This is a genomic window from Parapedobacter koreensis (assembly GCF_900109365.1).
GTDB classification, from domain to species: domain Bacteria; phylum Bacteroidota; class Bacteroidia; order Sphingobacteriales; family Sphingobacteriaceae; genus Parapedobacter; species Parapedobacter koreensis.
Window position 1 is genome coordinate 67,555 of sequence record NZ_FNZR01000002.1, and the last position, 22,032, is coordinate 89,586.

21 protein-coding genes are annotated in these 22,032 nt (G+C 48.5%); 8 read left to right on the forward strand and 13 right to left on the reverse strand.

Features of this window, described 5'->3' with window-relative positions:
• Nucleotides 1-15: 15 nt before the first annotated feature.
• The 6 genes from BMW65_RS04335 to BMW65_RS04360 form a co-directional block, all read right to left on the reverse strand.
• Nucleotides 16-516 carry an NADH-quinone oxidoreductase subunit C gene (locus tag BMW65_RS04335; protein ID WP_090603115.1) on the reverse strand — a complete coding sequence of 167 codons (501 nt, stop codon included), beginning with the start codon at nucleotides 514-516 and terminating at the stop codon, nucleotides 16-18.
• 12 nt (nucleotides 517-528) lie between these two features.
• Nucleotides 529-1,182 carry a pyridoxamine 5'-phosphate oxidase gene (pdxH, locus tag BMW65_RS04340; RefSeq protein ID WP_090603117.1) on the reverse strand — a complete coding sequence of 218 codons (654 nt, stop codon included), beginning with the start codon at nucleotides 1,180-1,182 and terminating at the stop codon, nucleotides 529-531.
• A gap of 50 nt (nucleotides 1,183-1,232) precedes the next feature.
• Nucleotides 1,233-2,045, reverse strand: a complete 813-nt coding sequence (locus tag BMW65_RS04345) for a M48 family metallopeptidase (protein WP_090603118.1) — start codon at nucleotides 2,043-2,045, stop codon at nucleotides 1,233-1,235.
• Nucleotides 2,046-2,126: 81 nt separating this feature from the next.
• Nucleotides 2,127-2,771, reverse strand: a complete 645-nt coding sequence (gene plsY, locus BMW65_RS04350; protein ID WP_090603120.1) for a glycerol-3-phosphate 1-O-acyltransferase PlsY — start codon at nucleotides 2,769-2,771, stop codon at nucleotides 2,127-2,129.
• Between the two features lie 46 nt (nucleotides 2,772-2,817).
• A complete protein-coding gene (nadC, locus tag BMW65_RS04355) occupies nucleotides 2,818-3,678 on the reverse strand; it encodes a carboxylating nicotinate-nucleotide diphosphorylase (protein WP_090603122.1) in 861 nt (286 codons plus the stop codon).
• A gap of 144 nt (nucleotides 3,679-3,822) precedes the next feature.
• A complete protein-coding gene (locus BMW65_RS04360; protein WP_090603123.1) occupies nucleotides 3,823-4,176 on the reverse strand; it encodes a DUF4783 domain-containing protein in 354 nt (117 codons plus the stop codon).
• Between the two features lie 292 nt (nucleotides 4,177-4,468).
• Here BMW65_RS04360 and gpmI point away from each other — a divergent pair, with 292 nt between their 5' ends.
• Nucleotides 4,469-5,995, forward strand: a complete 1,527-nt coding sequence (gpmI, locus tag BMW65_RS04365; RefSeq protein WP_143053798.1) for a 2,3-bisphosphoglycerate-independent phosphoglycerate mutase — start codon at nucleotides 4,469-4,471, stop codon at nucleotides 5,993-5,995.
• 46 nt (nucleotides 5,996-6,041) lie between these two features.
• Nucleotides 6,042-6,554 (forward strand): hypothetical protein, encoded by a 513-nt coding sequence (locus BMW65_RS04370; RefSeq protein WP_090603126.1) that lies wholly within the window; start codon nucleotides 6,042-6,044, stop codon nucleotides 6,552-6,554.
• A 65-nt stretch (nucleotides 6,555-6,619) separates the two neighbouring features.
• On the opposite strand, the gene BMW65_RS04375 is transcribed toward BMW65_RS04370, so the two are convergent.
• Nucleotides 6,620-7,282 carry a tetratricopeptide repeat protein gene (locus tag BMW65_RS04375; protein WP_143053799.1) on the reverse strand — a complete coding sequence of 221 codons (663 nt, stop codon included), beginning with the start codon at nucleotides 7,280-7,282 and terminating at the stop codon, nucleotides 6,620-6,622.
• Nucleotides 7,283-7,712: 430 nt separating this feature from the next.
• Here BMW65_RS04375 and lon point away from each other — a divergent pair, with 430 nt between their 5' ends.
• Genes lon through BMW65_RS04390 form a run of 3 tightly spaced genes read left to right on the forward strand, consistent with a single transcriptional unit; the run spans nucleotide 7,713 to nucleotide 12,128 of the window.
• On the forward strand, nucleotides 7,713-10,172 hold the full coding sequence (gene lon / locus BMW65_RS04380; RefSeq protein ID WP_090603130.1) for an endopeptidase La: 2,460 nt from the start codon (nucleotides 7,713-7,715) through the stop codon (nucleotides 10,170-10,172).
• 54 nt (nucleotides 10,173-10,226) lie between these two features.
• A complete protein-coding gene (locus BMW65_RS04385) occupies nucleotides 10,227-11,516 on the forward strand; it encodes a hemolysin family protein (protein WP_090603131.1) in 1,290 nt (429 codons plus the stop codon).
• 54 nt (nucleotides 11,517-11,570) lie between these two features.
• Nucleotides 11,571-12,128, forward strand: coding sequence for an NADPH-dependent FMN reductase (locus BMW65_RS04390; protein WP_218145344.1), 558 nt, complete (start codon nucleotides 11,571-11,573; stop codon nucleotides 12,126-12,128).
• 16 nt (nucleotides 12,129-12,144) lie between these two features.
• Here BMW65_RS04390 and pyrF read toward each other — a convergent pair whose 3' ends face one another.
• The gene (gene pyrF / locus BMW65_RS04395; RefSeq protein WP_090603133.1) at nucleotides 12,145-12,978 is read right to left on the reverse strand and encodes an orotidine-5'-phosphate decarboxylase; all 834 of its coding nucleotides are present in this window, start codon (nucleotides 12,976-12,978) and stop codon (nucleotides 12,145-12,147) included.
• An 81-nt stretch (nucleotides 12,979-13,059) separates the two neighbouring features.
• Between pyrF and BMW65_RS04400 the strand changes: the two genes are divergently transcribed.
• Nucleotides 13,060-14,037 (forward strand): 2-hydroxyacid dehydrogenase, encoded by a 978-nt coding sequence (locus tag BMW65_RS04400; protein WP_245747499.1) that lies wholly within the window; start codon nucleotides 13,060-13,062, stop codon nucleotides 14,035-14,037.
• Between the two features lie 21 nt (nucleotides 14,038-14,058).
• Here BMW65_RS04400 and BMW65_RS04405 read toward each other — a convergent pair whose 3' ends face one another.
• The 5 genes from BMW65_RS04405 to proS are packed head-to-tail and all read right to left on the reverse strand — an operon-like array spanning nucleotide 14,059 to nucleotide 19,022.
• Nucleotides 14,059-14,658: a TlpA family protein disulfide reductase gene (locus BMW65_RS04405; RefSeq protein ID WP_090603136.1), complete on the reverse strand. Its 600-nt coding sequence runs from the start codon at nucleotides 14,656-14,658 to the stop codon at nucleotides 14,059-14,061.
• 50 nt (nucleotides 14,659-14,708) lie between these two features.
• Nucleotides 14,709-15,575 (reverse strand): TIGR02757 family protein, encoded by an 867-nt coding sequence (locus tag BMW65_RS04410; protein WP_090603138.1) that lies wholly within the window; start codon nucleotides 15,573-15,575, stop codon nucleotides 14,709-14,711.
• Complete coding sequence (locus tag BMW65_RS04415; protein ID WP_090603139.1) at nucleotides 15,575-16,720, reverse strand: cystathionine gamma-synthase; 1,146 nt, start codon at nucleotides 16,718-16,720, stop codon at nucleotides 15,575-15,577. The genes BMW65_RS04410 and BMW65_RS04415 overlap by 1 nt, the downstream gene beginning before the upstream one ends.
• 23 nt (nucleotides 16,721-16,743) lie before the next feature.
• The gene (locus BMW65_RS04420; RefSeq protein ID WP_090603141.1) at nucleotides 16,744-17,532 is read right to left on the reverse strand and encodes a Rossmann-fold NAD(P)-binding domain-containing protein; all 789 of its coding nucleotides are present in this window, start codon (nucleotides 17,530-17,532) and stop codon (nucleotides 16,744-16,746) included.
• 17 nt (nucleotides 17,533-17,549) lie between these two features.
• Complete coding sequence (gene proS, locus BMW65_RS04425) at nucleotides 17,550-19,022, reverse strand: proline--tRNA ligase (RefSeq protein ID WP_090603142.1); 1,473 nt, start codon at nucleotides 19,020-19,022, stop codon at nucleotides 17,550-17,552.
• 183 nt (nucleotides 19,023-19,205) lie between these two features.
• Between proS and BMW65_RS04430 the strand changes: the two genes are divergently transcribed.
• Together BMW65_RS04430 and BMW65_RS04435 are read left to right on the forward strand one after the other, a co-directional pair.
• Nucleotides 19,206-20,366, forward strand: coding sequence for a hypothetical protein (locus BMW65_RS04430; protein WP_143053800.1), 1,161 nt, complete (start codon nucleotides 19,206-19,208; stop codon nucleotides 20,364-20,366).
• 111 nt (nucleotides 20,367-20,477) lie between these two features.
• Nucleotides 20,478-22,019: an OmpP1/FadL family transporter gene (locus tag BMW65_RS04435; protein WP_090603146.1), complete on the forward strand. Its 1,542-nt coding sequence runs from the start codon at nucleotides 20,478-20,480 to the stop codon at nucleotides 22,017-22,019.
• Nucleotides 22,020-22,032: the final 13 nt, after the last annotated feature.

Consider the following 22,032-nt stretch of genomic DNA (forward strand, 5'->3'; position numbering starts at 1 on the left):
TTTCAACGTTGCAGTTCACTTAATGGCTATGCCGTGATAGGTTTCGGCTTCTGCATAATCCTTGCGCAGCGGATACCCCTCCCAGTCATCCGGCATCAATATCCGCCTCAAATCCGGGTGTGTGTCAAAATAAATACCCATGAGATCGAACGCTTCACGTTCGTGCCAATCAGCGGTGCGCCACACGCTATTCACACTGGGCACAACGGGAAGATTGTCCAACCGCCGATCGTTTGGTACGATGACTTTGAGCGTCAGCTGATGCTTCAGGGGAATGGACGCCAAATGGTAGACCATGGTAAAGGTGCCAGCAGCCACCCCATCGTCCACCGCACTAATGCACGAGAGGAAATCAAAATAAGTCTCTTCATGATCACGAAGGAACAAGCACACCTTCGGCAACCATGCACTGGATATGATAAGGGCTGGCTGCAACCCGGATTGCTCTTCGGCTATCCCTGCTGCATCTCCGAATTGGGCGACCAGCAGGGATTTAATGCGTGTCAAAACTTCCATGCTAAATGGTGCTTAGGGTGCAAGTCGCTTGATAGTCCAGTGCTCCCCCTGTTTCTCATAGACCAACCGATCGTGGAGCCTGCTCCTCCCCCCCTGCCAAAACTCCAGCGAATCCGGCACCAGCCAATATCCGCCCCAATGTGTCGGGCGGGGAATATACTCCGTGTCTTGGTACTGTGCTTCCAATTGGGCAAGGTGGGCGTCTAATACGTCCCGTCCAGCAATTTCCTGGCTCTGGGGCGAGGCTACGGATCCCAATTTGTTTCCCTTGGGCCGCGATTGGAAATACGTCTCTGATAGCGCTGCGGACATTTTCTCCACACGGCCAGCGACGCGCACCTGGCGCTGCAACTCTGGCCAGAAAAACAGCAGCGCAGCATAAGGATTCGTCGCTAATTCCATTCCTTTTTGGCTTTGGTAGTTGGTGAAAAAGCCGAAACCCGAGTCGTCCAGCTGTTTAAGTAATACGATTCTTGATGATGGTCTGCCTGTCGTAGACACGGTGGACAATGTCATGGCATTGGGCTCCATAACCTGCCGCTCGATGGCTTCATCAAACCATTTTCGGAATTGTGCAATGGCATCGGGTAATATGCCATCCTCGTTTAACTGCCCCATCTCATATTCCACCCGGATTGCAGCCATATCCGTTTGTTTCAATGTCATTTCGCATGTATTGTTAAGGATGCAAACATACGAAAACCATCCGAAAACTGCTACTTCTTGTAATATGCCATGGCTTCGGGTATCAATCGCTGGATATCGTTGATACGGCGTGCGTCACTTGGGTGGGTGCTCAGGAATTCCGGTGGGGCACCGCCCCCTTGTCCCTGTTTGGCCTGCGCCATACGCTGCCAAAATCCCACAGCTTCATTCGGGTCATAGCCGGCCATGGCCATGAAGACCAGCCCCAGGCGGTCGGCCTCACTTTCTTGGTTGCGCGAATAATTCAACAATGCCAGTTGCCCCCCCAGCCCGTAAGCCGTATTGAGCACTGCCCGGGTAGTATTGGATTTTTCCGCCGTCGCGGCATCCACCGCTACACCCCCAGCCTGTGCAATAATGGTTTGCGACATGCGCTCGGCCGAGTGTTTGGCAATGGCGTGCGCAATCTCGTGTCCCATCACGGTAGCCAGCCCGGCTTCATTCTGGGTGACAGGGAGAATACCCGTATATACAGCCACCTTGCCGCCCGGCATACACCACGCATTTATCTGATCTTCCTGAATCAGGTTAAACTCCCATTCGAAACTATATTGATTGCCGTACCCGTTTTCTTGCAGGAAGCGGGTCACTGCTGATGCAATGTTTTTTCCTACCCGCTGCACCAATTGTGCCTGCGCGGTACTTTTGACTATTTTGGTTTTCGAGTCACCCAAAAAATCCCGGTATGCCAGGGATGCCTGTTGCTGGATTTCGGCTTCATTGACCAGGCTTAATTGCCGCCGACCGGTCAATGGCACGGTCGCGCAGGAAACAACCATTGTGGAAATCCATAGCAAAAAAAGACCTTTAACAATTAGTTTCATGACGTTTCAGTATTAGCGAAGGACTTGACAGCCCATGCTATGCCACAAGCAATATATATGCCGAATTGCCTGAAGGATGGCTTATGTACGCTTCCGGAATAAATAAACTTTCGATTCTTTGCCTTTCAGTAGCCGTTCGATATTTTTTTGATGGGTAATCAAAATCAATACACAGATGCACATGCCATAAAGCAAAACCGATTTCACCGACGTATGAAAGAGGAAGACGATGCTAAAAGGAAAGGCAAATCCCGCCGCAATGGAGCTGAGCGACACATAATGGGTGAGCAACAACATGATAATAAAAACGGAAACACAAATCAATGCTGCTTGGAAATGCACGGCTAATATCATTCCAAACAAGGTGGCTACCCCCTTGCCGCCCCTGAAACCGGCAAACACAGGGAATAAGTGCCCAAGCACCGCAATGACTCCTAAGGCCAGTTGATAATTGATAAACTGGGCTGCAGCTTGGGGGCCCGTCACGGATGGACCGATAAAATAGGCCAGGTTTGTCGCCGTCCAGCCTTTTAGGATATCGATAAACATCACGGCAGCACCAGCTTTCGTGCCCAATACCCGGAACGTATTAGTCGCCCCTGCGTTGCCACTCCCGTACTCCCGCACATCTACCCCGTAGAACGACTGGCCAAGCCACACCGCTGTAGGAATAGAGCCGAATAGATAGGCTAACACGACTGCTCCGACTAAATAGATCGATATCATGAATCGCAAGTTAATGAAAAAGAAGCAAAAAACAACATCTGCTTATTTAATCGACAAGTTTAGCTTTCAGACTCATATCCAAGCTTTTCACGGAATGCGTAAGCGCTCCTATAGAAATAAAATCTACGCCCGCATCGGCGTACTGGCGAACCGTTTCGGCAGTGATGCCGCCCGAGGCTTCCGTCACAAACCGGCCACCGATGCGTATCACCGCTTCACGCAGTTGATCCGGGCCGAAATTGTCTAACATAATCCTATCGACTTGCCCTACTTCCAGTACCTCATCCAGTTCGTTGAGATTCCGAACTTCCACTTCTATGGCTATGGGTTTATCCAGGTGCTCCCGGTACTGGTTTGCCTTTTCAATAGCGGGTTTTATGCCGCCCGCATAGTCTACGTGATTATCTTTGATAAGGATCATGTCATATAAACCGAACCGGTGGTTTACCCCACCTCCGATAGCTACTGCCTTCTTTTCTAAAAAACGCAATAAGGGTGTGGTCTTGCGCGTATCCAACACCTTTGTGTGCGTATCGGCCAAAGCCGCGGCGATCCGATGGGTGGTCGTCGCAATACCGCTCATGCGTTGCATGATATTGAGCACCAGTCGCTCCGCTATCAGTATGCCATGGATATTTCCATGTACACGCATGACGATATCCCCGGCCCGTACAAGCTGCCCATCTTCGATGAAGACTTCTACATCCAGTGTTTCGTCCACCTGATCAAACACGGCCAACGCTTCTTCCACCCCCGCCAATACGCCTGGTTCTTTGATGATTAACTGCGCTTCTCCTATTTTCCCGGCGGAAATGATTGATAATGTGGTATGATCGCCTTCCCCTACATCCTCGGCAAGTGCTGCCGCAATAAAAATGTCTAACTTGTCTTTTTCTTCCTGTGTCATTTGTTGTAGCATACAAAAACAGATATACCTATCAAAGGCGAACCCCACGCAGGCATATACATTTCCAGCATTTTGTTTAAAAACGCTGCTAAGATGGCTATTTAAAATAAAATAGAGCGAATAAAAGTAAAATTAGGCCGCTGGCTAATACACGGATTCTACACGGAATTCCGTCACTTGAAAGGAATTGTCGTTGTTGGTCAGCTTATACGAAACCCGATAGGTATCTTTGGATGTTTCAAGATTGAGCACAACGTACCTGAAGCTGGGATTGGAATCCAGTCTGTGCGCAATTTTCACGTCTGTGGGCGTATTTTTGCCAAAAAAATCTCGTAGGATAATCTCAGCCTGCACGCGTGAATAAATGCCCTCGTCATTCAATAGTGTCATACTTACCGTGGAAGAAAAGTATTTGGAAAGTTCCTTGGTGTTGGCACTTCTGATGCAAGACGAAATATCGTCTATCACATCATTCATGTTGGCAAGGCCCGTCGCCATAAACAAGCATGTTATTCCTGTAATCGCAGCTTTTTTAATCAGTCTGATTCCCTTTACTTCCACAGTAATTGTTTATTCAAATGTCACTTTGTTTGGTATTCGACAATATTAGCGTTTTATCGAGTGAAAAAGTGTAGCTTTTTTTCTACAAACCATGCTTTTCAACATCGTACACTTATTCACGACAGATTACAGCCAAAAACATGCCATTTTTTTCTACGCAACCGTTTGCAGCAATACATCTTTCAGCCCCATTTTACCCAAAAAAAGGCGTATATTTGTAGCTGTGAATATGACTAAAAAAGTAGCGCTCATAATCTTAGATGGCTTGGGTTATGGCAAAGACGATCAATCAAATGCCGTATTAGCGGCGAATACGCCTTTTTTGGACGACCTGTTGGCCAACTATCCACATTCCAAACTGGAAGCTTCCGGTGAAGCTGTAGGCCTTCCCGAAGGCCAAATGGGCAACTCAGAAGTTGGGCACATGAACTTAGGTGCCGGCAGAATAGTCTATCAAGAACTCGGAAGGATACACAAAGCGGTCAGGGATGGTGAATTTGACAGCAATCAACTGCTGCAAGAAGCGTTCGCCTACGCAAAAAATAAGGACAAACAAATGCATTTCATCGGGTTGTTGTCTGATGGTGGGGTGCATGCCCATACCTTGCACCTCAAAGGTTTATGCAATGCAGCAAAAAATGCCGGACTGGCTAGCGAACAGGTATTCATCCACGCATTTCTGGATGGGCGGGATACGGACCCCCATTCTGGAATCGGTTATCTAACGGATGTAGAGCAGTTCCTTACTACAAGTACCGGGCAGCTTGCATCGGCTATCGGCCGGTATTATGCAATGGACAGGGACAATCGTTGGGAACGCGTAAAACAGGCTTACGACTTGCTGGTGCATGGTGTGGGAACATCTACACAAAATTTGGTTGCAGCTGTACAACAATCATACGATGCGGGCGTCACCGATGAATTTGTCAAACCCATCGTCAAGACCGATGCTTACGGTGCGCCGCTTGCCACGATAAAAAATGGCGACGTGGTCGTTTGTTTCAACTTCCGTACCGATCGCGGGCGTGAAATTACCCTCGCACTTACCCAACGGGCATTCCCGGATCAAGGTATGCATCCCTTGGCGCTGCACTACCTTACCATGACCACCTATGACGAAACCTTTAAGGATGTACAGGCGCTGTTTCTCAAAGACAACCTGGCCAACACCTTGGGCGAAGTACTCGAAACCAACCAAAAGACACAGACACGCATCGCTGAAACCGAGAAATACCCCCACGTGACCTTCTTCTTTTCCGGTGGCCGCGAACAAGTGTTCAACGGAGAAAACCGCATACTTATCCCTTCGCCCAAAGTAGCAACGTATGATTTGCAGCCCGAGATGAGCGCACAGGGCGTGGCAGATGCAATATGCGAGGACATGACCTCTCATAAACCGGATTTTATCTGCCTGAATTTTGCCAACCCCGATATGGTAGGCCATACCGGGGTATTTGATGCTGTGGTAACGGCCGTGGAAACGGTAGACCGATGTGCAAAACAGGTGATCGAATGCGGCGTTAAAGAAGGCTATTCTTTCATCATTATTGCGGACCATGGCAATGCTGAATTCATGATCAATGATGATGGCTCGGTCAATACCGCCCATACGACAAACCTCGTCCCCTGTATTCTCATTGATAAGGACTACAAATCCATTTCAGATGGCAAACTTGGCGACATCGCCCCAACGATATTAACGATCATGGGAGTGGCTATTCCGGCTGAAATGACCGGAAATATCTTGGTTCAATAGGGATATGTTTCAGCGTAATTTTATAGTTAAGGCTTGGTTTTTTTGTGTGCTTCTGGCAGCAAATGCGTCTTGCAGTAATCCCGACGGCAGCCAATCAATTAGCTCCCAAAATGTATATTTCAGCTTGGGGGATTATTTTACCCAGGAAGCCGACCGCTTGCAGCAGCGTGCGCCCGATATTGCCAAAACGGTATCAAAAAATGGGGAGACGGAAAGTCGTGACACCCGGATTGGCAATTGGAAAAATGAGCTGGAATTATTTATTGATTCTGACATCAACAAACCGGCTTGGCAGCACAGTTACCGAATAGACAGTACGGCCACTTCATTGACTTATACCAGCCTGGATCCAGCATTGCGCACCGAACAGATTAGAATAGAAAAGGATGCGAATGATGACATCAACCGTATCCATATCGTCAACCGGGTAAATAACATGCTGTATCAAACGAATGAGCAGCTCGATTATTATCCGGATTCACTATATCGAATAATCAGGAAACAGCAGGTACGGATTATCGGCGCGAGCAGTTACACTGTAAACGGGATTATCCAATAAAAAATGGCTTTGCGATATCGCAAAGCCATTTTTTATTGGACAAATTGCCAAAACCTACCGCACTCTTACTTCAGATTGTCCCGATACACTTTCGCCTTCTTGATTTCCGTTTGGATATCTTTCTTGCCCGGCGTCATAGCTAGTACTTGCTCAAAATCGGCAATACTTTTATCATAAGCTTCGGTCGCGATAACCTTGTCGTAGTTGGCTGTACCGGAAGTACCCCGCAAAATACCCAAATCCCGATAGGCAATCCCCCTATTCTGATAGTATTTTGAGTCAGTAGCATTCAATTCAATGGCTTTTGTATAATCCAAAATAGCGGCATTCAGCATTTTCTCCCTGTTGCTGGAACTGACTTTCATATCGGTCTGCACGGCCAGTATATTAGCTGCTTTTCCGCGATAATAATAGGCCGATTCGTGCTCGGGAAGCAGTTGGACTACTTTACCAAAAGATTCCAGCGCCTTCTTATACTCACCGATCTGATACTGCGAGTAGCCAAGCATGTACATGACATCCGGATCGCCCGACTCGGCGGGAAGCGCCTTTTGCAAATGAGTGGCGGCAGCCTTAAAATCCCCATCTATTAGGGCTTTTTGTCCTAGACGGACGTTGGGATTGCTAGGAGCCGTTTCTGTAGTTTGCGCTTGCGCTACCAACACTGCAAAACATAATGTTGCTCCTGTAACAACCCGATTAAACATGTTCATTTTGTTTCTTTTCATCACTTTTAAATTATACAAAATCCTTTCCACCTTTTTGCTGTGTTCTTTTACTAAAACGACTCTCAATTGCTCCATGCTACAAATTCCGTGCTACAAACATAATTATTATTACACGCAAATACAATTCATGTCTTGTAGCTTCATAAACGAAATCCAAAACTTAAAACTCCAAAAAGATTATTTTAGTATTATCAAAAATAGTTTTTCTATATTAGCAGATAGATGACGTAAACAACCAAGCCATCCCGTTCCTGACTTTTTTTCAGCAAGGGTGCCTTGATGATACAACTTAACAGTGAAATATCGAAAAAGTTTGCTATTGGCATAGGCATTGCGCATAAGTATGGAGCCTATACAAAAGGTATATGGCATTAGCACAAATGAACAATGGCTGCCAATATGGCGCCTCATATAAAGACAAAACATATTCATGAGTAATTTTGATCCATTTGACTTTAATCAGGCAATACCTATCATAAATGAAGATACTGAATTCTTCCCGTTGTTAAGTCAGCAAGACGAAGATGAGATGAGCAATGCCGACCTCCCTGAATCACTTTCTATCCTTCCATTGCGCAACACCGTATTATTCCCAGGCGTGGTCATTCCCATTACGGTGGGCAGGGATAAATCCATCAAGTTGGTAAAAGAAGCGTATAAGGGTGATCGCATCATTGGCGTAGTCTCCCAACAAAACATGGCCATCGAGGATCCGACATTCGAACAGCTGAATAAAGTGGGTACCGTAGCCATGATCATCAAGATACTGCAAATGCCTGATGGCAATACCACGGTGATCATCCAGGGCAAGCAGCGTTTCAGATTGCGTGATATGATTCAAAGCGATCCGTATATCAAAGCCTATATCGAACGTTTTGAAGAGAAAAAGCACAAGTCAACCAGGGAATTCAATGCATTGCTTTCTTCCATCAAAGAGATGGCTTTGCAAATTATCCAATTGTCTCCCCATATACCCAGTGAGGCAGGCATCGCCATCAAAAATATTGAAAGCCCAGCCTTCTTGATTAATTTTATTTCCTCCAACCTCAATACCGATCTGCAATTCAAACAACAACTACTGGAAACCGCAGATTTGGAAGAACGGGCATCCCAGGTGCTGGAGCAACTGAACGTCGAACTCCAGTTGCTGGAACTTAAAACACAGATACAAAACAAGGTAAGGGGTGATTTAGACAAACAACAACGGGATTACTTCCTCAACCAGCAATTGAAAACCATCCAAGAGGAACTGGGGGGCAACACCCCGGATTTGGAAATGGAAGACCTGCGGAAACGCGCCAAGGCAAAAAAATGGGCCAAGGAAATAGGTGAACATTTTGGCAAAGAACTGGATAAACTGGCCCGCATCAATCCTGCCGCAGCGGATTACTCCGTGCAGGTCAACTACCTCGAATTACTCTTGGAACTTCCATGGAATGACTTCACGAAAGACAATTTTGATTTGCACCGGGCAAGGCGTATCCTGGATCGCGATCATTATGGCTTGGATAAAGTAAAGCAGCGGATTATCGAATACTTGGCCGTGTTGAAGTTGAAACGCAACATGAAGGCCCCTATTCTCTGCCTCGTCGGCCCCCCGGGTGTGGGCAAAACATCGCTGGGTAAATCCATTGCCAAGGCATTGGGACGAAAATATACACGCATAGCGCTCGGTGGCATCCGCGATGAAGCTGAAATCAGAGGACACCGTAAAACGTATATCGGAGCGATGCCGGGGCGCATCATCCAATCCCTCAAAAAAGCAGGAGCCTCCAACCCTGTATTCGTGCTGGATGAGATCGACAAGGTGGGTAGCGACTTCCGCGGCGACCCCTCATCCGCCTTGCTGGAAGTGCTTGATCCGGAGCAAAACAACGCCTTCTACGACCATTACGTGGAATTGGATTATGATTTGTCCAATGTGATGTTTATCGCTACGGCCAATTCATTGAGCAACATACAGCCTGCGCTGCTCGACCGGATGGAAATCATCGAGGTCAACGGATATACCATTGAGGAAAAGATCGAAATCGCAAAAAAACATTTGATTCCCAAGCAACGGGAACTGCATGGCCTGCAATCCAAAGACGTATCCATCCGGCCCAAGATAATCGAGAAAATCATTGACGAATATACCCGGGAATCTGGGGTACGGGGCTTGGAAAAGAAGATTGGTTCCATTGTGCGGGGAATTGCCACCCATATCGTGATGGAGGATCCGCTCCAGAAACAAATCGATACTGCGGCCGTAGAGCAAATTCTCGGCGCACCGATATTTGATAAAGAATTTTATGAAAGCAATGAAGTTGCAGGGGTGGTGACTGGATTGGCGTGGACCCAAGTGGGTGGCGACATCCTTTATATTGAATCGAGCTTAAGCCCGGGAAAAGGCAAATTGACCTTGACGGGCAACCTGGGCGATGTGATGAAGGAATCAGCGAGTATAGCAATGGCATACCTCCGGTCAAATGCCGATGAATTTGGCATTGACTATGGTGTATTTGACAAGTGGGACGTACACATCCATGTGCCAGCAGGCGCCACACCAAAAGACGGGCCATCTGCCGGGATCACCATGCTCACCGCATTGGCATCGAGTTTTACTCAACGCAAGGTGAAGGAAAAGCTGGCCATGACGGGCGAGATTACGCTCCGTGGCAAAGTGCTTCCCGTAGGTGGAATAAAGGAGAAAATACTCGCCGCCAAGCGGGCCAACATCAAAGAGGTGATTCTTTCGAAAGCCAATAAAAAGGACGTGCTTGAGATCAAGGAAAATTACATCAAGGATCTGACATTCCACTACGTCAACGAGATGCATGAAGTGGTAAACATTGCGCTTTTGAAGCAACAGGTAAAGAAACCAAAGAAACTAATCATAACGGAAGCATAGCGCTGCTATGCTTCCGGGTTTTTGTTTGTATAAATTAATTGTTATTTTAGCTTCATGCTTATTGAGTCGCTGATTATCTTAGCGTTGATTCTATTAAACGGCGTTTTTTCGGCTTCCGAAATTGCCATCGTATCAAGCCGTAAAGCACGTTTGCAGGTGTTGGTCGACAAAAAAAATGCCGCTGCCAAGCAAGTATTGAAGCTTAAGGATTCACCAAACCAATTTCTTTCCACAGTACAAATTGGCATCACGCTCATTGGCATCCTCACTGGTCTTTTTGGCGGCTCCACGATCGCCCAGCGTATTGATGTCCACCTATCCGAAGTCGCATGGCTTGATGGATACAGTGCGGAGGTTTCAGTGCTCATCGTTGTCATCGCAATCACCTTCCTCACCTTGGTACTTGGCGAGTTGGTGCCAAAACGAATAGGCTTGGCCATTCCCGAGCGATATGCCATGATTGTGGCCTTCCCAATGGATATCCTCAGCAAGGTAGTGGCACCATTTGTATGGCTGCTCAGCGCGACGACTGAAGGCCTTGTGAGACTGCTTAATATCAAAACCTCCCAAAATGCCGTCACCGAAGAAGAAATCAAGGCATTGGTAGACGAGGGGGCCGACATCGGGGCCATCGAACATATCGAACATGAGATTGTAGATCGTGTATTCAGCTTGGGCGACAAACGGGCGGTAAACCTGATGACCCACCGAAGCAACATCGTCTGGCTGGACATCGATGATGAATACGGGGAGCATAAACGAACCATCCTTGAAAGTGGGCATACGGTCTACCCGGTGTGCAAAGATGGCTTGGACAATATCATCGGTGTGGTGCACATCAAATACCTACTTAAACAGTACCTAATTGACCAACCCATCAACCTGATGCAATTGACGCAGCCCGTCAATTACGTTCATGAAAATAGCTCGGCTTATAGCATTCTCAACAAATTTAAAACCTCTAAAATACACCAGGCCGTCGTACTGGACGAGTATGGGTCATTGCAAGGCATCGTCACCATCAACGATATCTTAAGCAGCCTCGTGGGCGATATCTCAGACGGTGATACCGCCGAAAGGCCTGAGATCGTTACCCGGGAAGACGGTAGTATGCTCGTCGATGGGCAATATCAATTAGACGGTTTGTTTGCCGTATTAAACATCAATGTCACTGACGACGAAGACGAGGGCCTTGACAATATTAACACCATCGCCGGCCTCGTCCTGCTCAAATTGGGCCACATGCCGACGGCAGGTGAGCGGATGCAATGGAAAAATTATGAGTTTGAAGTGATGGACATGGATGGCAACCGCATCGACAAAGTCTTAGTGACTGCCTTATAACCTTGTAAATACAAAAACAGCAAACATTTTCGGCACATAAACGCTTATAGCTATATGATGGCTTATAAAATTGCAGTTTATGTGGGAAGCCTCAGACAGGCTTCCTTTAGTCGGAAGACCGCAAAGGCACTGATAACGCTTGCACCCGATTCACTCCAATTAGAATTGATGGATATCAGCAGGTTGTCGTTTTATAACGAGGATCTTGATGAGTCTCCCCCGGAGGAATGGGTACTTTTCCGCAAGCATTTGAAAGATTGCGATGGTTTACTGTTTGTAACGCCGGAATACAACCGGACCATTCCGGGTGTACTGAAAAACGCATTGGACGTAGGTTCACGCCCTTATGGCGAAAGCTCCTGGGATGGCAAACCTGCCGCCGTGGTAAGCGTGTCGCCTAGCGCCATCGGTGCCTTCGGCGCGAATCATCACCTCCGGCAGGCATTGGCTTATCTCAATATACCGACGATGGCCCAGCCCGAAGCATATATCGGCCATGCAAACGAACTTTTTGCAGATGATGGAAGCCTAATCAAGGAGTCTACCGAGAAATTCCTGCGTGATTTCATGGATGCGTTTGCCAATTGGGTGGCTCGTCTTAACGGGCAATAAACTTGAGCCAACAGTCCTATAGGATACCGCTGGCCAACAGCTCACCTTCCATTTCTTGCTGCAAGGCCAATGCTTCCTGCCTTGCTTTCTCGGCAAAGTCTTTTCCTTTGGATGCATAGATGATGGAACGTGTGGCGTTCACGAGCAGTCCACAGTCGGCATTCATGCCATATTTGCATACGTCGCTCAAGCTCCCCCCCTGCGCGCCCACTCCCGGCACGAGCAGAAAATGATCTGGCGCATGTTTGCGGATGGTAGCAAAGGCTTCGCCCCGCGTGGCCCCAACGACGTACATGAGATTGCCGATACTGCCCCATGTATTGGTTTTTTGGATGATCTGTTCGAAAAGCTGCACACCATCCCCATTGGGGATAGTCTGAAAATCCAGCCCCCCGGCATTGGATGTAAGTGCAAGCACAATCCCCCACTTGCCCTCAAACTCCAGAAAAGGCTGCACGGAATCATGACCCATATAAGGAGCAATGGTAATGGCATCAAAACCCAGTCCTGAGGTTTCTTGGTCAAAAAATGCCTGCGCATATCGTTTGGCTGTATTGCCGATATCACCCCGTTTGGCGTCAGCGATACGCAAACAATCTTTTGGCAACGCTTCCCACGTTTTCTGCAAGCTTTTCCAGCCAGCTATGCCCCTGCTTTCATAAAAGGCCACATTGGGTTTATAGGCCACACACAAGTCGGCTGTCGCTGCGATGATCTGCCGGTTAAATTCAAAAACCGGATCTTCGCTATCAAGCAGGTGCGGTGGCAATTGGTCAATATCCGTATCGAGACCAATGCAAAGAAAAGAACGCTTGGCCTTGATTTGTTGGATAAGTTCGGAACGGGTCATGCTGCTGCGCTTTGATTCGCGCAAACCTAAGACAAAAATCGCTGTTAAAAAATAAAAACCTTATATTTATCGTCGGATATCATGATGAACATCTTTATAACCCGACAAGTCCCAGCAACCATCAAACAGTCATTGACTGATCAGGGCCATAAGCTTTCCGAATGGACGGAAAAGCGTGATTTGACTCCCGATGAGCTTATCCGGTATGCAAAAGCCAATGACGCATTATTCAGTGTCGGCGGGCATGCTATCGATAAGCAATTTTTAACGACATGCAGCCACCTCCGCGTCATTGCGCTATGCAGTGTAGGGTACGACCATGTGGATGTGGCAGCAGCCACTCAATTGGGTATCCCCATTGGCAATACGCCCGGTGTGCTGAGCAAGGCGACCGCCGATACCGCTTTTTTATTGATGCAAAGCGTAGCACGTAAAGCAATCCACAAACATAAAGAAATCCTACGGGGCAATTGGGGATTTTTTGACCCCACGGCTGATTTGGGAGTTGATCTGCAAGGCAAGACCCTTGGCATCTATGGATTGGGTCGCATCGGCTATGAAATGGCCAAAAGCTGCCGATATGCCTTTGACATGCCCATCATCTATCACAACAGGGGGCACCATGAAGAGGCCGAAAAAGAACTGGGTGCCCGCAGGGTTTCATTTGACGAGTTGCTGGAGCAAAGCGATGTGCTGAGCGTGCACGCCAACCTTAGCGACCAGACCCGCGGGATGTTCAACCGTGATACTTTTTCGAAAATGAAGGCCTCCGCCATTTTTATTAATACAGCCAGGGGTTTGATGCACCATGAAGCAGATCTCCGGGATGCCCTTGAAAAGGGAATGATATGGGGTGCCGGCCTCGATGTAACCAATCCGGAACCGATGGCGCCTGATAATCCGCTGCTCGAAATGCCGAATGTTGCCATTTTGCCGCATATCGGCTCGGCTACCATTGAAACCCGCATGAAGATGATGCAACTGACGGTGGAAAACCTGCTTGCGGGACTTCGCGGCGACCCCCTGCCGTACTGTGTCAATCCAAAAGTTTACGAGTAGCAACTTAAAACCCCTAGGAAATTATTCGGCAATTAGTTTCTGGATAAATTCAACCACTTCAGGCCGACTGTAATCGGCCATCCCTTCATGGCGCGCCGCCAGCTGTCCCTGCTTATCGAGGATGATGGTGGTAGGAATGGCACTGCCGAGCCAATGGCCCGGAATATTTCCTGAAGGAACATGCACGGGCAGGGTCAGTTTTTTGTCAGCCATAAACTGTTTGGACTGCTCATAGCGGCTGTCTACATCAACCATCACAAAAACAATCTCTTCGTTGTCTTTAAACTGCTGATAAAGCTTATCAATAGACGGCAACTCGGCAATGCAAGGCGGGCACCAGGTAGCCCAAAAATTGATGAACACCACTTTACCTTGCTGGTTGGCTGCATCAATGCGATCGCCGTCGCCATCCGTAAAGAAAACAGACGGCTTCCCCACTGCCTCCGTTGGAGATGGTTGTTCAAGTTTGTCCGCTTTGTCAGTAGCCAAATCTGGTTTGTATAGGCCGATTGCCATCAAACCGCGACTTACCCATGCCTTTGCGTCCGGGCTCAGTAAAAGTACAATGACGAATACGCCCAGCACTAACGTAATAACGGTAGAAAAACGAATCTTTTTCATGTCATATCGACCATATAAAGGCAAAAGTAGTCAAAAAAAGCGTATCCCGCTTACATGGCACCCTCAACACCTAAACCAAATAAGGCAAAATCATATTTTACCGGGTCATTGGCATCCAATAACCGCAGGTTGCCCGTCAGCTCCATGGCCGTTTTCCAATCGGATTGTTTACGATGGATAAGCCCAAGTTTACGAGCCACCCGTTCGACATGCACATCGCAGGGACAAACCAGCTGCGCAGGCGATATCCGCTTCCATAGGCCAAAATCTACCCCATTATCATCCTGGCGCACCATCCAACGTAGAAACATATTCAGCCGCTTGCATGCCGAGTTTTGCAAGGGCGAACTGATATGCTTCCGCGTGCGTAGCGGATACTCGGGCAACCCGAAAAAATGGGTGCGGAAATGGTTTAATGCCTGCTCCACACTGAACGGAGGTGCTTTCAGTTTATTCAAATAACAAACCGAAGACGCGAGGGGCGTATCGCCATCAACGGAAGAATGCGCCTCCATATACGCTGCCCTGAACTCACCATCGGCAACATACGGGATGAATGCATCTTCCAACGAATCATACTGCGCATAATGCGTGCGGAAAAAATTGATGAAATACAGCAGATCCGTGTCGTTGAATGTACGGTGCTTAAAGCCGAGCAACTGTTTCAGATCAGCTGCCTGATGGTGCCGCACGAAATCAAAAGGCGCGCCATCCATGCGGGCAATGAGTTCTGTACACTTGTTGATGATGGTCTTGCGCTGCCCCCAAGCCAGGACGGCTGCCAAGAATCCCATGATTTCTACATCTTGGGCACGCGCAAACCGATGCGGGATACAAATCGGGTCGTCGCTGATAAATGCCGGGCGATTGTATTCATCCACTTTACGGTCAAGAAAATATTTGATATCGAATGCCATTATCCCAATGCCTGCGCCAAATCTTCCAACAAATCGTCAATATCCTCAATCCCTACACTGATACGGATGAGGTTGTCTACCACCCCCACACGTTCACGGATTTCCCTGGGTATGGATCCGTGGGTCATTGTGGCCGGATGGTTGATGAGCGACTCCACACCGCCCAGCGATTCGGCCAGTGTAAATACCTTGAAGGAAGAAGCCACTTTAAATGTATCCGTAAGTGATGCATCTTTCAGCACGATGGATACCATGCCACCGAAATCGCGCATTTGTTGTTTCGCAATGCCATGGCCGGGATGGTCTTCAAACCCCGGCCAATAGATTTTTTCGATCCGGGGATGTGTTTTAAGGTATTCGGCCACCTTGCGGCCATTCTCACAGTGAGCGCGCATACGCAGGTGCAGTGTCTTGATACCACGCAGTACCAAGAAACTATCTTGAGGTCCGGGCGTGCCGCCACAGGCATTGTAATAAAAGAACAGCTTGTCGTATAGTCCCTTGTCATTCATCACCAAGGCACCCATCACGACGTCCGAATGCCCGCCGATATACTTCGTTACGGAATGCATCACGATGTCCGCCCCCAGATCCAACGGATTTTGCAGATAGGGTGAAGCAAAGGTGTTGTCTACAGCCAACAGCGCCCCTGCCCTTTTGGCCAATTTTCCGATGGCGGCAATATCCGCCAGCTTCAGCGTGGGATTGGTAGGTGTTTCAATCCATATCAGGCGGGTATTGACTGTCATTTTTTCCTCAATCTGCTCGGGCTTGGACGTATCTACAAAATAAAATTTGATACCATAATGTGCATACACTTTCGTAAACATACGGTATGAGCCGCCATAAAGGTCGTCGCCCGTGATCACTTCATCCCCAGGTTTCAACAACTTCAATACGGTCTCCGTAGCAGCCATCCCGCTGGAAAAAGCCAATCCATGGTTTCCGTTTTCCAGTGCGGCAAGGCAATCCTCCAATGCCTTACGCGTGGGGTTGGTACCTCGGGAATACTCGAATCCCTGGTGATCACCCGGCGCTGCTTGGCGGTAAGTAGACGTCTGGTAGATAGGTGTCATCACTGCGCCCGTAGTGGGATCGGCATGCTGCCCGGCGTGTATGGCTTTCGTTGCGAATTTATATCTCATGGCAAAAACTATTTAAATACCTGTTAGAATTGAAGCGGCGAGCTGTATACAAACTGATAGTCAAGCTCAGTCATCAACCGATCTGGCGACACAATTTTCGCCGTCGTGTCTGTGTCTGAAAAAGCCTCGGGAAGTCCATAGCCATATTTTATTGCCGATACTTCGATGACATCCTTTTTCAGCGGATGTTCAGGGCAAACTACGTTGTATGTTTTTCCCTGAGCATGCTTTGCAACCATCGCGCGGATAATCCCATCGATATCCGTGACGTGCACAAAATTTGCCGTCTGATAACCAATTTGACAAACCTTGCCGACAAAATGTTTGGCCATGACCCGCTCAAAGCCAAACAACCCGCCCAATCGCAGGATGTTCAAACCGGGGAATGCCGAGCGTAGTGTTGACTCTCCAAGCAATAATCTGGCATCCAATTCCTCATCCGCAAATGTATCCTCGGCAATCTCTGCGCTTACCTGAGGATAGATACCTACTGAACCGAAAAACACCGATTGCTTGAACGATAACTTTTGCATAAAAGCGGACAGCCTGGAAAATCGATCGGCCACCACGTCCAACGTATCCCGATGTGTGATGGGAACACTGATGATAGCCAAATCAAACGCCTCGCCGTCGAAATCGGCAGTGCAGTATTCCTTGTCAAAATCAGCTACTTGCGAAACCAACCCCAACTGTTCCAACTGCAGGGCCTTGCCCGCCGATGTGCATGTCGCCCATACCCGATGGCCGTCCGCTACCAGGTTGGTGGCCACGTGCGTGCCTACCCATCCACATCCTACGATAAGTACGTTCATCGATTGCTATTCATCCACTAATACGCCCTTGCAAACAGCACCCGTTGTGTCGATGGTCTACCCGTACGTATGCACGTACCTTCCTCCATTTTACTATTCAACGGGATGCAGCGGATCGTCGCCTTGGTTTCTTCCTTGATAAGTTTTTCAGTCTCCACCGTCCCATCCCAATGGGCAGCCACAAAGCCCCCTTTTTCATCCAGCACCTGCTTGAACGCTTCGTATGTATCCACTTCCACTGTATTGGCCTCACGGAATGCCGCTGCCCTGTCATAGATATCGCGCTGGATATCTTCCAGCAGTTGCTCCACCCTGTCGGCCAATCCAGTTTGTGGCACTGTTTCCTTGGCTTGGGTATCGCGGCGTGCGATTTCTACCGTACCGTTTTGCATGTCTCTTGTACCCACGGCAATACGTACGGGTACCCCTTTCAGTTCCCATTCGGCAAATTTGAATCCCGGCCGATGCGTATCCCGGTCGTCATATTTGACGGAAATGGCTTTCGCCTTCAACTCGGCAATCAGCGTATCCGCGAGTCCGCCTATCACTTGCCGCTCCGCTTCGGTTTTGTATATGGGCACAATGACCACCTGGATGGGTGCCAGCTTAGGGGGCAATACCAAGCCCTGATCATCCGAATGTGCCATGATCAATGCACCCATCAAGCGGGTAGATACGCCCCATGAGGTGGCCCATACATAATCAAGCTTCCCATCTTTGGCGGTGAACTTCACGTCAAACGCTTTGGCAAAATTCTGTCCGAGGAAATGTGAAGTACCAGCTTGCAGGGCCTTGCCATCCTGCATCAATGCCTCAATACACAACGTATCTAACGCGCCCGCAAACCGTTCATTTTCGGTTTTTCGTCCCCGCACTACGGGCAATGCCATCCAGTTTTCAGCAAAATCCGCATATACGCCAAGCATCTGCTCCGCTTCGGCTACAGCCTCTTCCTGTGTAGCATGCGCGGTATGCCCTTCCTGCCACAGAAACTCGGCAGTACGGAGGAATAGCCGTGTACGCATTTCCCACCGCACCACATTGGCCCATTGGTTGATCAAAAGTGGCAAATCCCGGTAAGACTCTATCCAACCCTTATACGTATTCCAAATGATGGTTTCCGAGGTGGGCCGTACGATAAGTTCCTCTTCCAGTTTGGCTTCTTCGTCTACCACGATGTTGCCCGATCCATCATTCTTTAATCGATAGTGGGTCACCACTGCGCACTCTGTGGCAAAGCCTTCTACATGGGAAGCTTCCTTGGAAAAGAAAGATTTCGGAATGAACAAAGGAAAATAAGCATTGCTGTGGCCCGTGTCTTTAAACATCTTGTCTAGCGCCGCCTGCATCTTTTCCCAAATGGCATAACCATAGGGTTTAATGACCATGCATCCCCGCACAGCGGAATGCTCTGCCAAGTCGGCCTTTACGACAAGCTCATTGTACCATTGGGAATAATCTGTTTCGCGACTAGTAATTCCTTTGCTCATATTGACTTTCTATAAAATTAGTATAATTTTTGTGGATGAATACACGTTAAATTCTGCCAAGCAAAGGTAGCCCCTTTTGGCAAATTTACCGAACAAAAAAACAGCACGGGATTAAACCAATCCCATGGAATATTGTCTATTAGATAAAAGCGTGGGCTTTAACCAAACGAAAGGATAATTAACATGAGAACCAATAGATTAGTAGTCAGCATGATAACCTTAGCAAGCATCCTGTTTTTGGGTGCATGTAGCACTTCGCGGCAGGTTGCATTCCATGACGACGTCTATAATAATAATGCCCGAGCGGTGGAAGAAAGCTACCAAAGTCCGGACTATTATTATGATGAAGGAACGGTGCAGGATGAACAGCAAGCCGTTGCAGCGGATGGTTATTACGAAGATGAGTACGCGGATAGTGATTATTACAACGATTACTATGCCGATGAATATAGTGATAGCGAGTATGCCAATCGGATAAACCGATTCCATTACTACTCCCCCGGTATGAGCTATTACGATCCCTGGTTTGATCCCTGGTACGGATTCAATTCTTGGTACGGACCCGGTTGGGGTTTGGGCTGGAGTAGCGCCTGGAGCCTCGGTTTCGGATGGGGCGGATGGGGCCTCGGTTGGGGCAGCAGTTGGTATAATCCCTATTATGGCGGATATTGGGGCTGGGGATCACCTTACTACGGCAGGGGATTCGGAGGACCATACGCTTACAGCGGTTGGGGCTGGGGCGGATGGGGTAGCTATTACCCCGGAGCAATCATCATTGATAATCGAACCAGAGGTACCCGCACCGCTTCGCGTTCGCGTATGGATGTCCGGACAGGCCGTTCAAGCAGCGTCGCCGGATCATCCAGAACGGCAAGCCGAACAGCCATCAGCCGGGATGCTAATGGCCGTATCTCTACCCGCACGGTGGCTACACGCAGTGCTGGTGATGGAGCGACCCGTGCTTCCGGGACGCGTGGAAGTGCTACATCAGCTGTGAGAGGCAGTACGCGGCCAAGCAGTACCGTTCGTGGCACAAGCAATACAGGCATAAGAAGTGGCACTACCCGCCCTGCCGGCCAAACGACGCGCCCCGTGGGAACAACCACGCGGAGGCCCGCAGGACAGAGCGCAAGACCAGCTTCGACTACCCGGCCGACCGGCAGCAGCGCGCGCCCAGCACGGCCAGCTTCGACCACACGCCCCACCAGCGTAACACCGCCACGCTCGTCTGGCGGCAGCAGGGGATCTTCGGTATCGCCTCCCTCACGTTCTTCTGGTGCTAGCAGTAGCGGAAGAAGCAGCGGCGGTGGCAGCAGCCGTAGTGGTGGAAGAGGCAGAGGATAGTCCTTTAAAATCCGGAAAAACAAAACAATAAATACAACATAGAGGTCAGCTACAATCTATCACCAGTAGATTGGCTGGCCTTCATTATAAATCCTTTAGCAATATTAGCATATGATAAAGCCAAAAAATATATTGATTTTAGCTTCATTATTGGGATGTGCTTTTATCCCGGCCCACGCGCAATCGTTAGATGAATTCCTGCGGTTTTCACAACCCGAACAGGGTGCGTCGGCACGTTTCAAAGCGTTGGGAAATGCCCAAACTGCGCTTGGTGGTGATCTCAGCTCTGTTTCGGGAAACCCTGCCGGCCTTGGATTTTTTGGACAGTCAGACATCGGTTTGTCTTTTGACTTTAGCAGCGATGTCAATAAGGCGCTTTACTTCGGCACCAATAGCAGCAATAATGCCGACAAGTTTGCCATCAACCAAGCCGCGGCTGTCTTCCACATCCCTACCCGAAAGGCCAGGGGCAGCAACCTTTCAACAGGCTGGTTAAATTTCAATATCGGTGTCGGTTATCACCAGACGAACAACTTCCACTCCACACTGGGATTTACAGGAGTAAACAATGAAAGCAGCTACGGCGACTTCATGGCGCTTGAGGATGGCTTCCTCCTCGGCGATATCGGGTGGCAATTCGGCATGGTTGATGAAAATGCCAGTGGCCAGCTCATTCCAATGACCACCTTAGACGACGTGCAAACAGCATATTACCGTGAAAAAGGCCACCAATCCGAAACTAACCTTTCCTTTGGAGCCAACTATTCAAATCAACTTTATATCGGTGCAAGCGTCGGCTTCACCCGCATCAACAACCGCATGAACAGGCTGTTTATGGAAGACGGAGCAATCATGGATTATGGTTATATCTATAGCCAAAATCCCAACTCGCGCTTTGTCAATCCCAGCAACAGCGATTATGAATTGTACAACCCGCTACTAGAATCTGAATATGCGTTCGATGATGAATACTGGTCCAATACCAGCGGAAATGGTTTCAACGCCAAGCTTGGCGTGATTTTCAAACCCATTCCGCAAGTGCAAATCGGCCTTTCAGCGACCACGCCCACCTGGTATAGCCTCACCAATGACTACGAAGATTATTTTGGCATCACCAATTACCTTACAGACGGTACGGATAGCTTTGATGAAAACCCCAGCGAACCGGTGTATTACGACTATAACCTACGTACGCCATACAAACTAAGCGGTGGCTTGGCTTATATCTTTGGCGATGGGCTTCTGAGTGCAGACATTGATTATGTCGACTATGCCAGCATGTCCATGTCATCTTCTGATGCATCTTATGATAGCGAATTTAACGATGGGATAGCAAACACGTATTCCAGTGCAGTCAACTTCAGAATTGGCGGTGAATACTTGATTGCACCACAGCTAATGGTCAGGGCCGGATACGGATATACCGGCAGTCCTTATAGCGATGAAAGCATCGATTACACCGGACAAACAGTTTCTGGAGGCTTGGGCTACCGTATCAACAATGTTTATGTGGATCTGACCTACCAAAATTTCCAACGGAGTTACAACATGAGTCCCTACGTATTGGATGACGCAGCGGGCCTATACAGCCCTGTCGCTGAAGTGAAAAATCAACGGCACAACGTATTGTTGTCCATAGGATTAAAGTTTTAACGCAAAAAAGGCC

What these genes read in the sequence shown, in the direction of transcription:
- BMW65_RS04335 (WP_090603115.1), bottom strand. Translation starts at nt 516, where the DNA reads ATGGAAGTTTTGACACGCATTAAATCCCTGCTGGTCGCCCAATTCGGA.
- pdxH (WP_090603117.1), bottom strand. Translation starts at nt 1,182, where the DNA reads ATGACATTGAAACAAACGGATATGGCTGCAATCCGGGTGGAATATGAG.
- BMW65_RS04345 (WP_090603118.1), bottom strand. Translation starts at nt 2,045, where the DNA reads ATGAAACTAATTGTTAAAGGTCTTTTTTTGCTATGGATTTCCACAATG.
- plsY (WP_090603120.1), bottom strand. Translation starts at nt 2,771, where the DNA reads ATGATATCGATCTATTTAGTCGGAGCAGTCGTGTTAGCCTATCTATTC.
- nadC (WP_090603122.1), bottom strand. Translation starts at nt 3,678, where the DNA reads ATGACACAGGAAGAAAAAGACAAGTTAGACATTTTTATTGCGGCAGCA.
- BMW65_RS04360 (WP_090603123.1), bottom strand. Translation starts at nt 4,176, where the DNA reads ATGGCGACGGGCCTTGCCAACATGAATGATGTGATAGACGATATTTCG.
- gpmI (WP_143053798.1), top strand. Translation starts at nt 4,469, where the DNA reads ATGACTAAAAAAGTAGCGCTCATAATCTTAGATGGCTTGGGTTATGGC.
- BMW65_RS04375 (WP_143053799.1), bottom strand. Translation starts at nt 7,282, where the DNA reads ATGAAAAGAAACAAAATGAACATGTTTAATCGGGTTGTTACAGGAGCA.
- lon (WP_090603130.1), top strand. Translation starts at nt 7,713, where the DNA reads ATGAGTAATTTTGATCCATTTGACTTTAATCAGGCAATACCTATCATA.
- BMW65_RS04385 (WP_090603131.1), top strand. Translation starts at nt 10,227, where the DNA reads ATGCTTATTGAGTCGCTGATTATCTTAGCGTTGATTCTATTAAACGGC.
- BMW65_RS04390 (WP_218145344.1), top strand. Translation starts at nt 11,571, where the DNA reads ATGATGGCTTATAAAATTGCAGTTTATGTGGGAAGCCTCAGACAGGCT.
- pyrF (WP_090603133.1), bottom strand. Translation starts at nt 12,978, where the DNA reads ATGACCCGTTCCGAACTTATCCAACAAATCAAGGCCAAGCGTTCTTTT.
- BMW65_RS04400 (WP_245747499.1), top strand. Translation starts at nt 13,060, where the DNA reads ATGATGAACATCTTTATAACCCGACAAGTCCCAGCAACCATCAAACAG.
- BMW65_RS04405 (WP_090603136.1), bottom strand. Translation starts at nt 14,658, where the DNA reads ATGAAAAAGATTCGTTTTTCTACCGTTATTACGTTAGTGCTGGGCGTA.
- BMW65_RS04410 (WP_090603138.1), bottom strand. Translation starts at nt 15,575, where the DNA reads ATGGCATTCGATATCAAATATTTTCTTGACCGTAAAGTGGATGAATAC.
- BMW65_RS04415 (WP_090603139.1), bottom strand. Translation starts at nt 16,720, where the DNA reads ATGAGATATAAATTCGCAACGAAAGCCATACACGCCGGGCAGCATGCC.
- BMW65_RS04420 (WP_090603141.1), bottom strand. Translation starts at nt 17,532, where the DNA reads ATGAACGTACTTATCGTAGGATGTGGATGGGTAGGCACGCACGTGGCC.
- proS (WP_090603142.1), bottom strand. Translation starts at nt 19,022, where the DNA reads ATGAGCAAAGGAATTACTAGTCGCGAAACAGATTATTCCCAATGGTAC.
- BMW65_RS04430 (WP_143053800.1), top strand. Translation starts at nt 19,206, where the DNA reads ATGAGAACCAATAGATTAGTAGTCAGCATGATAACCTTAGCAAGCATC.
- BMW65_RS04435 (WP_090603146.1), top strand. Translation starts at nt 20,478, where the DNA reads ATGATAAAGCCAAAAAATATATTGATTTTAGCTTCATTATTGGGATGT.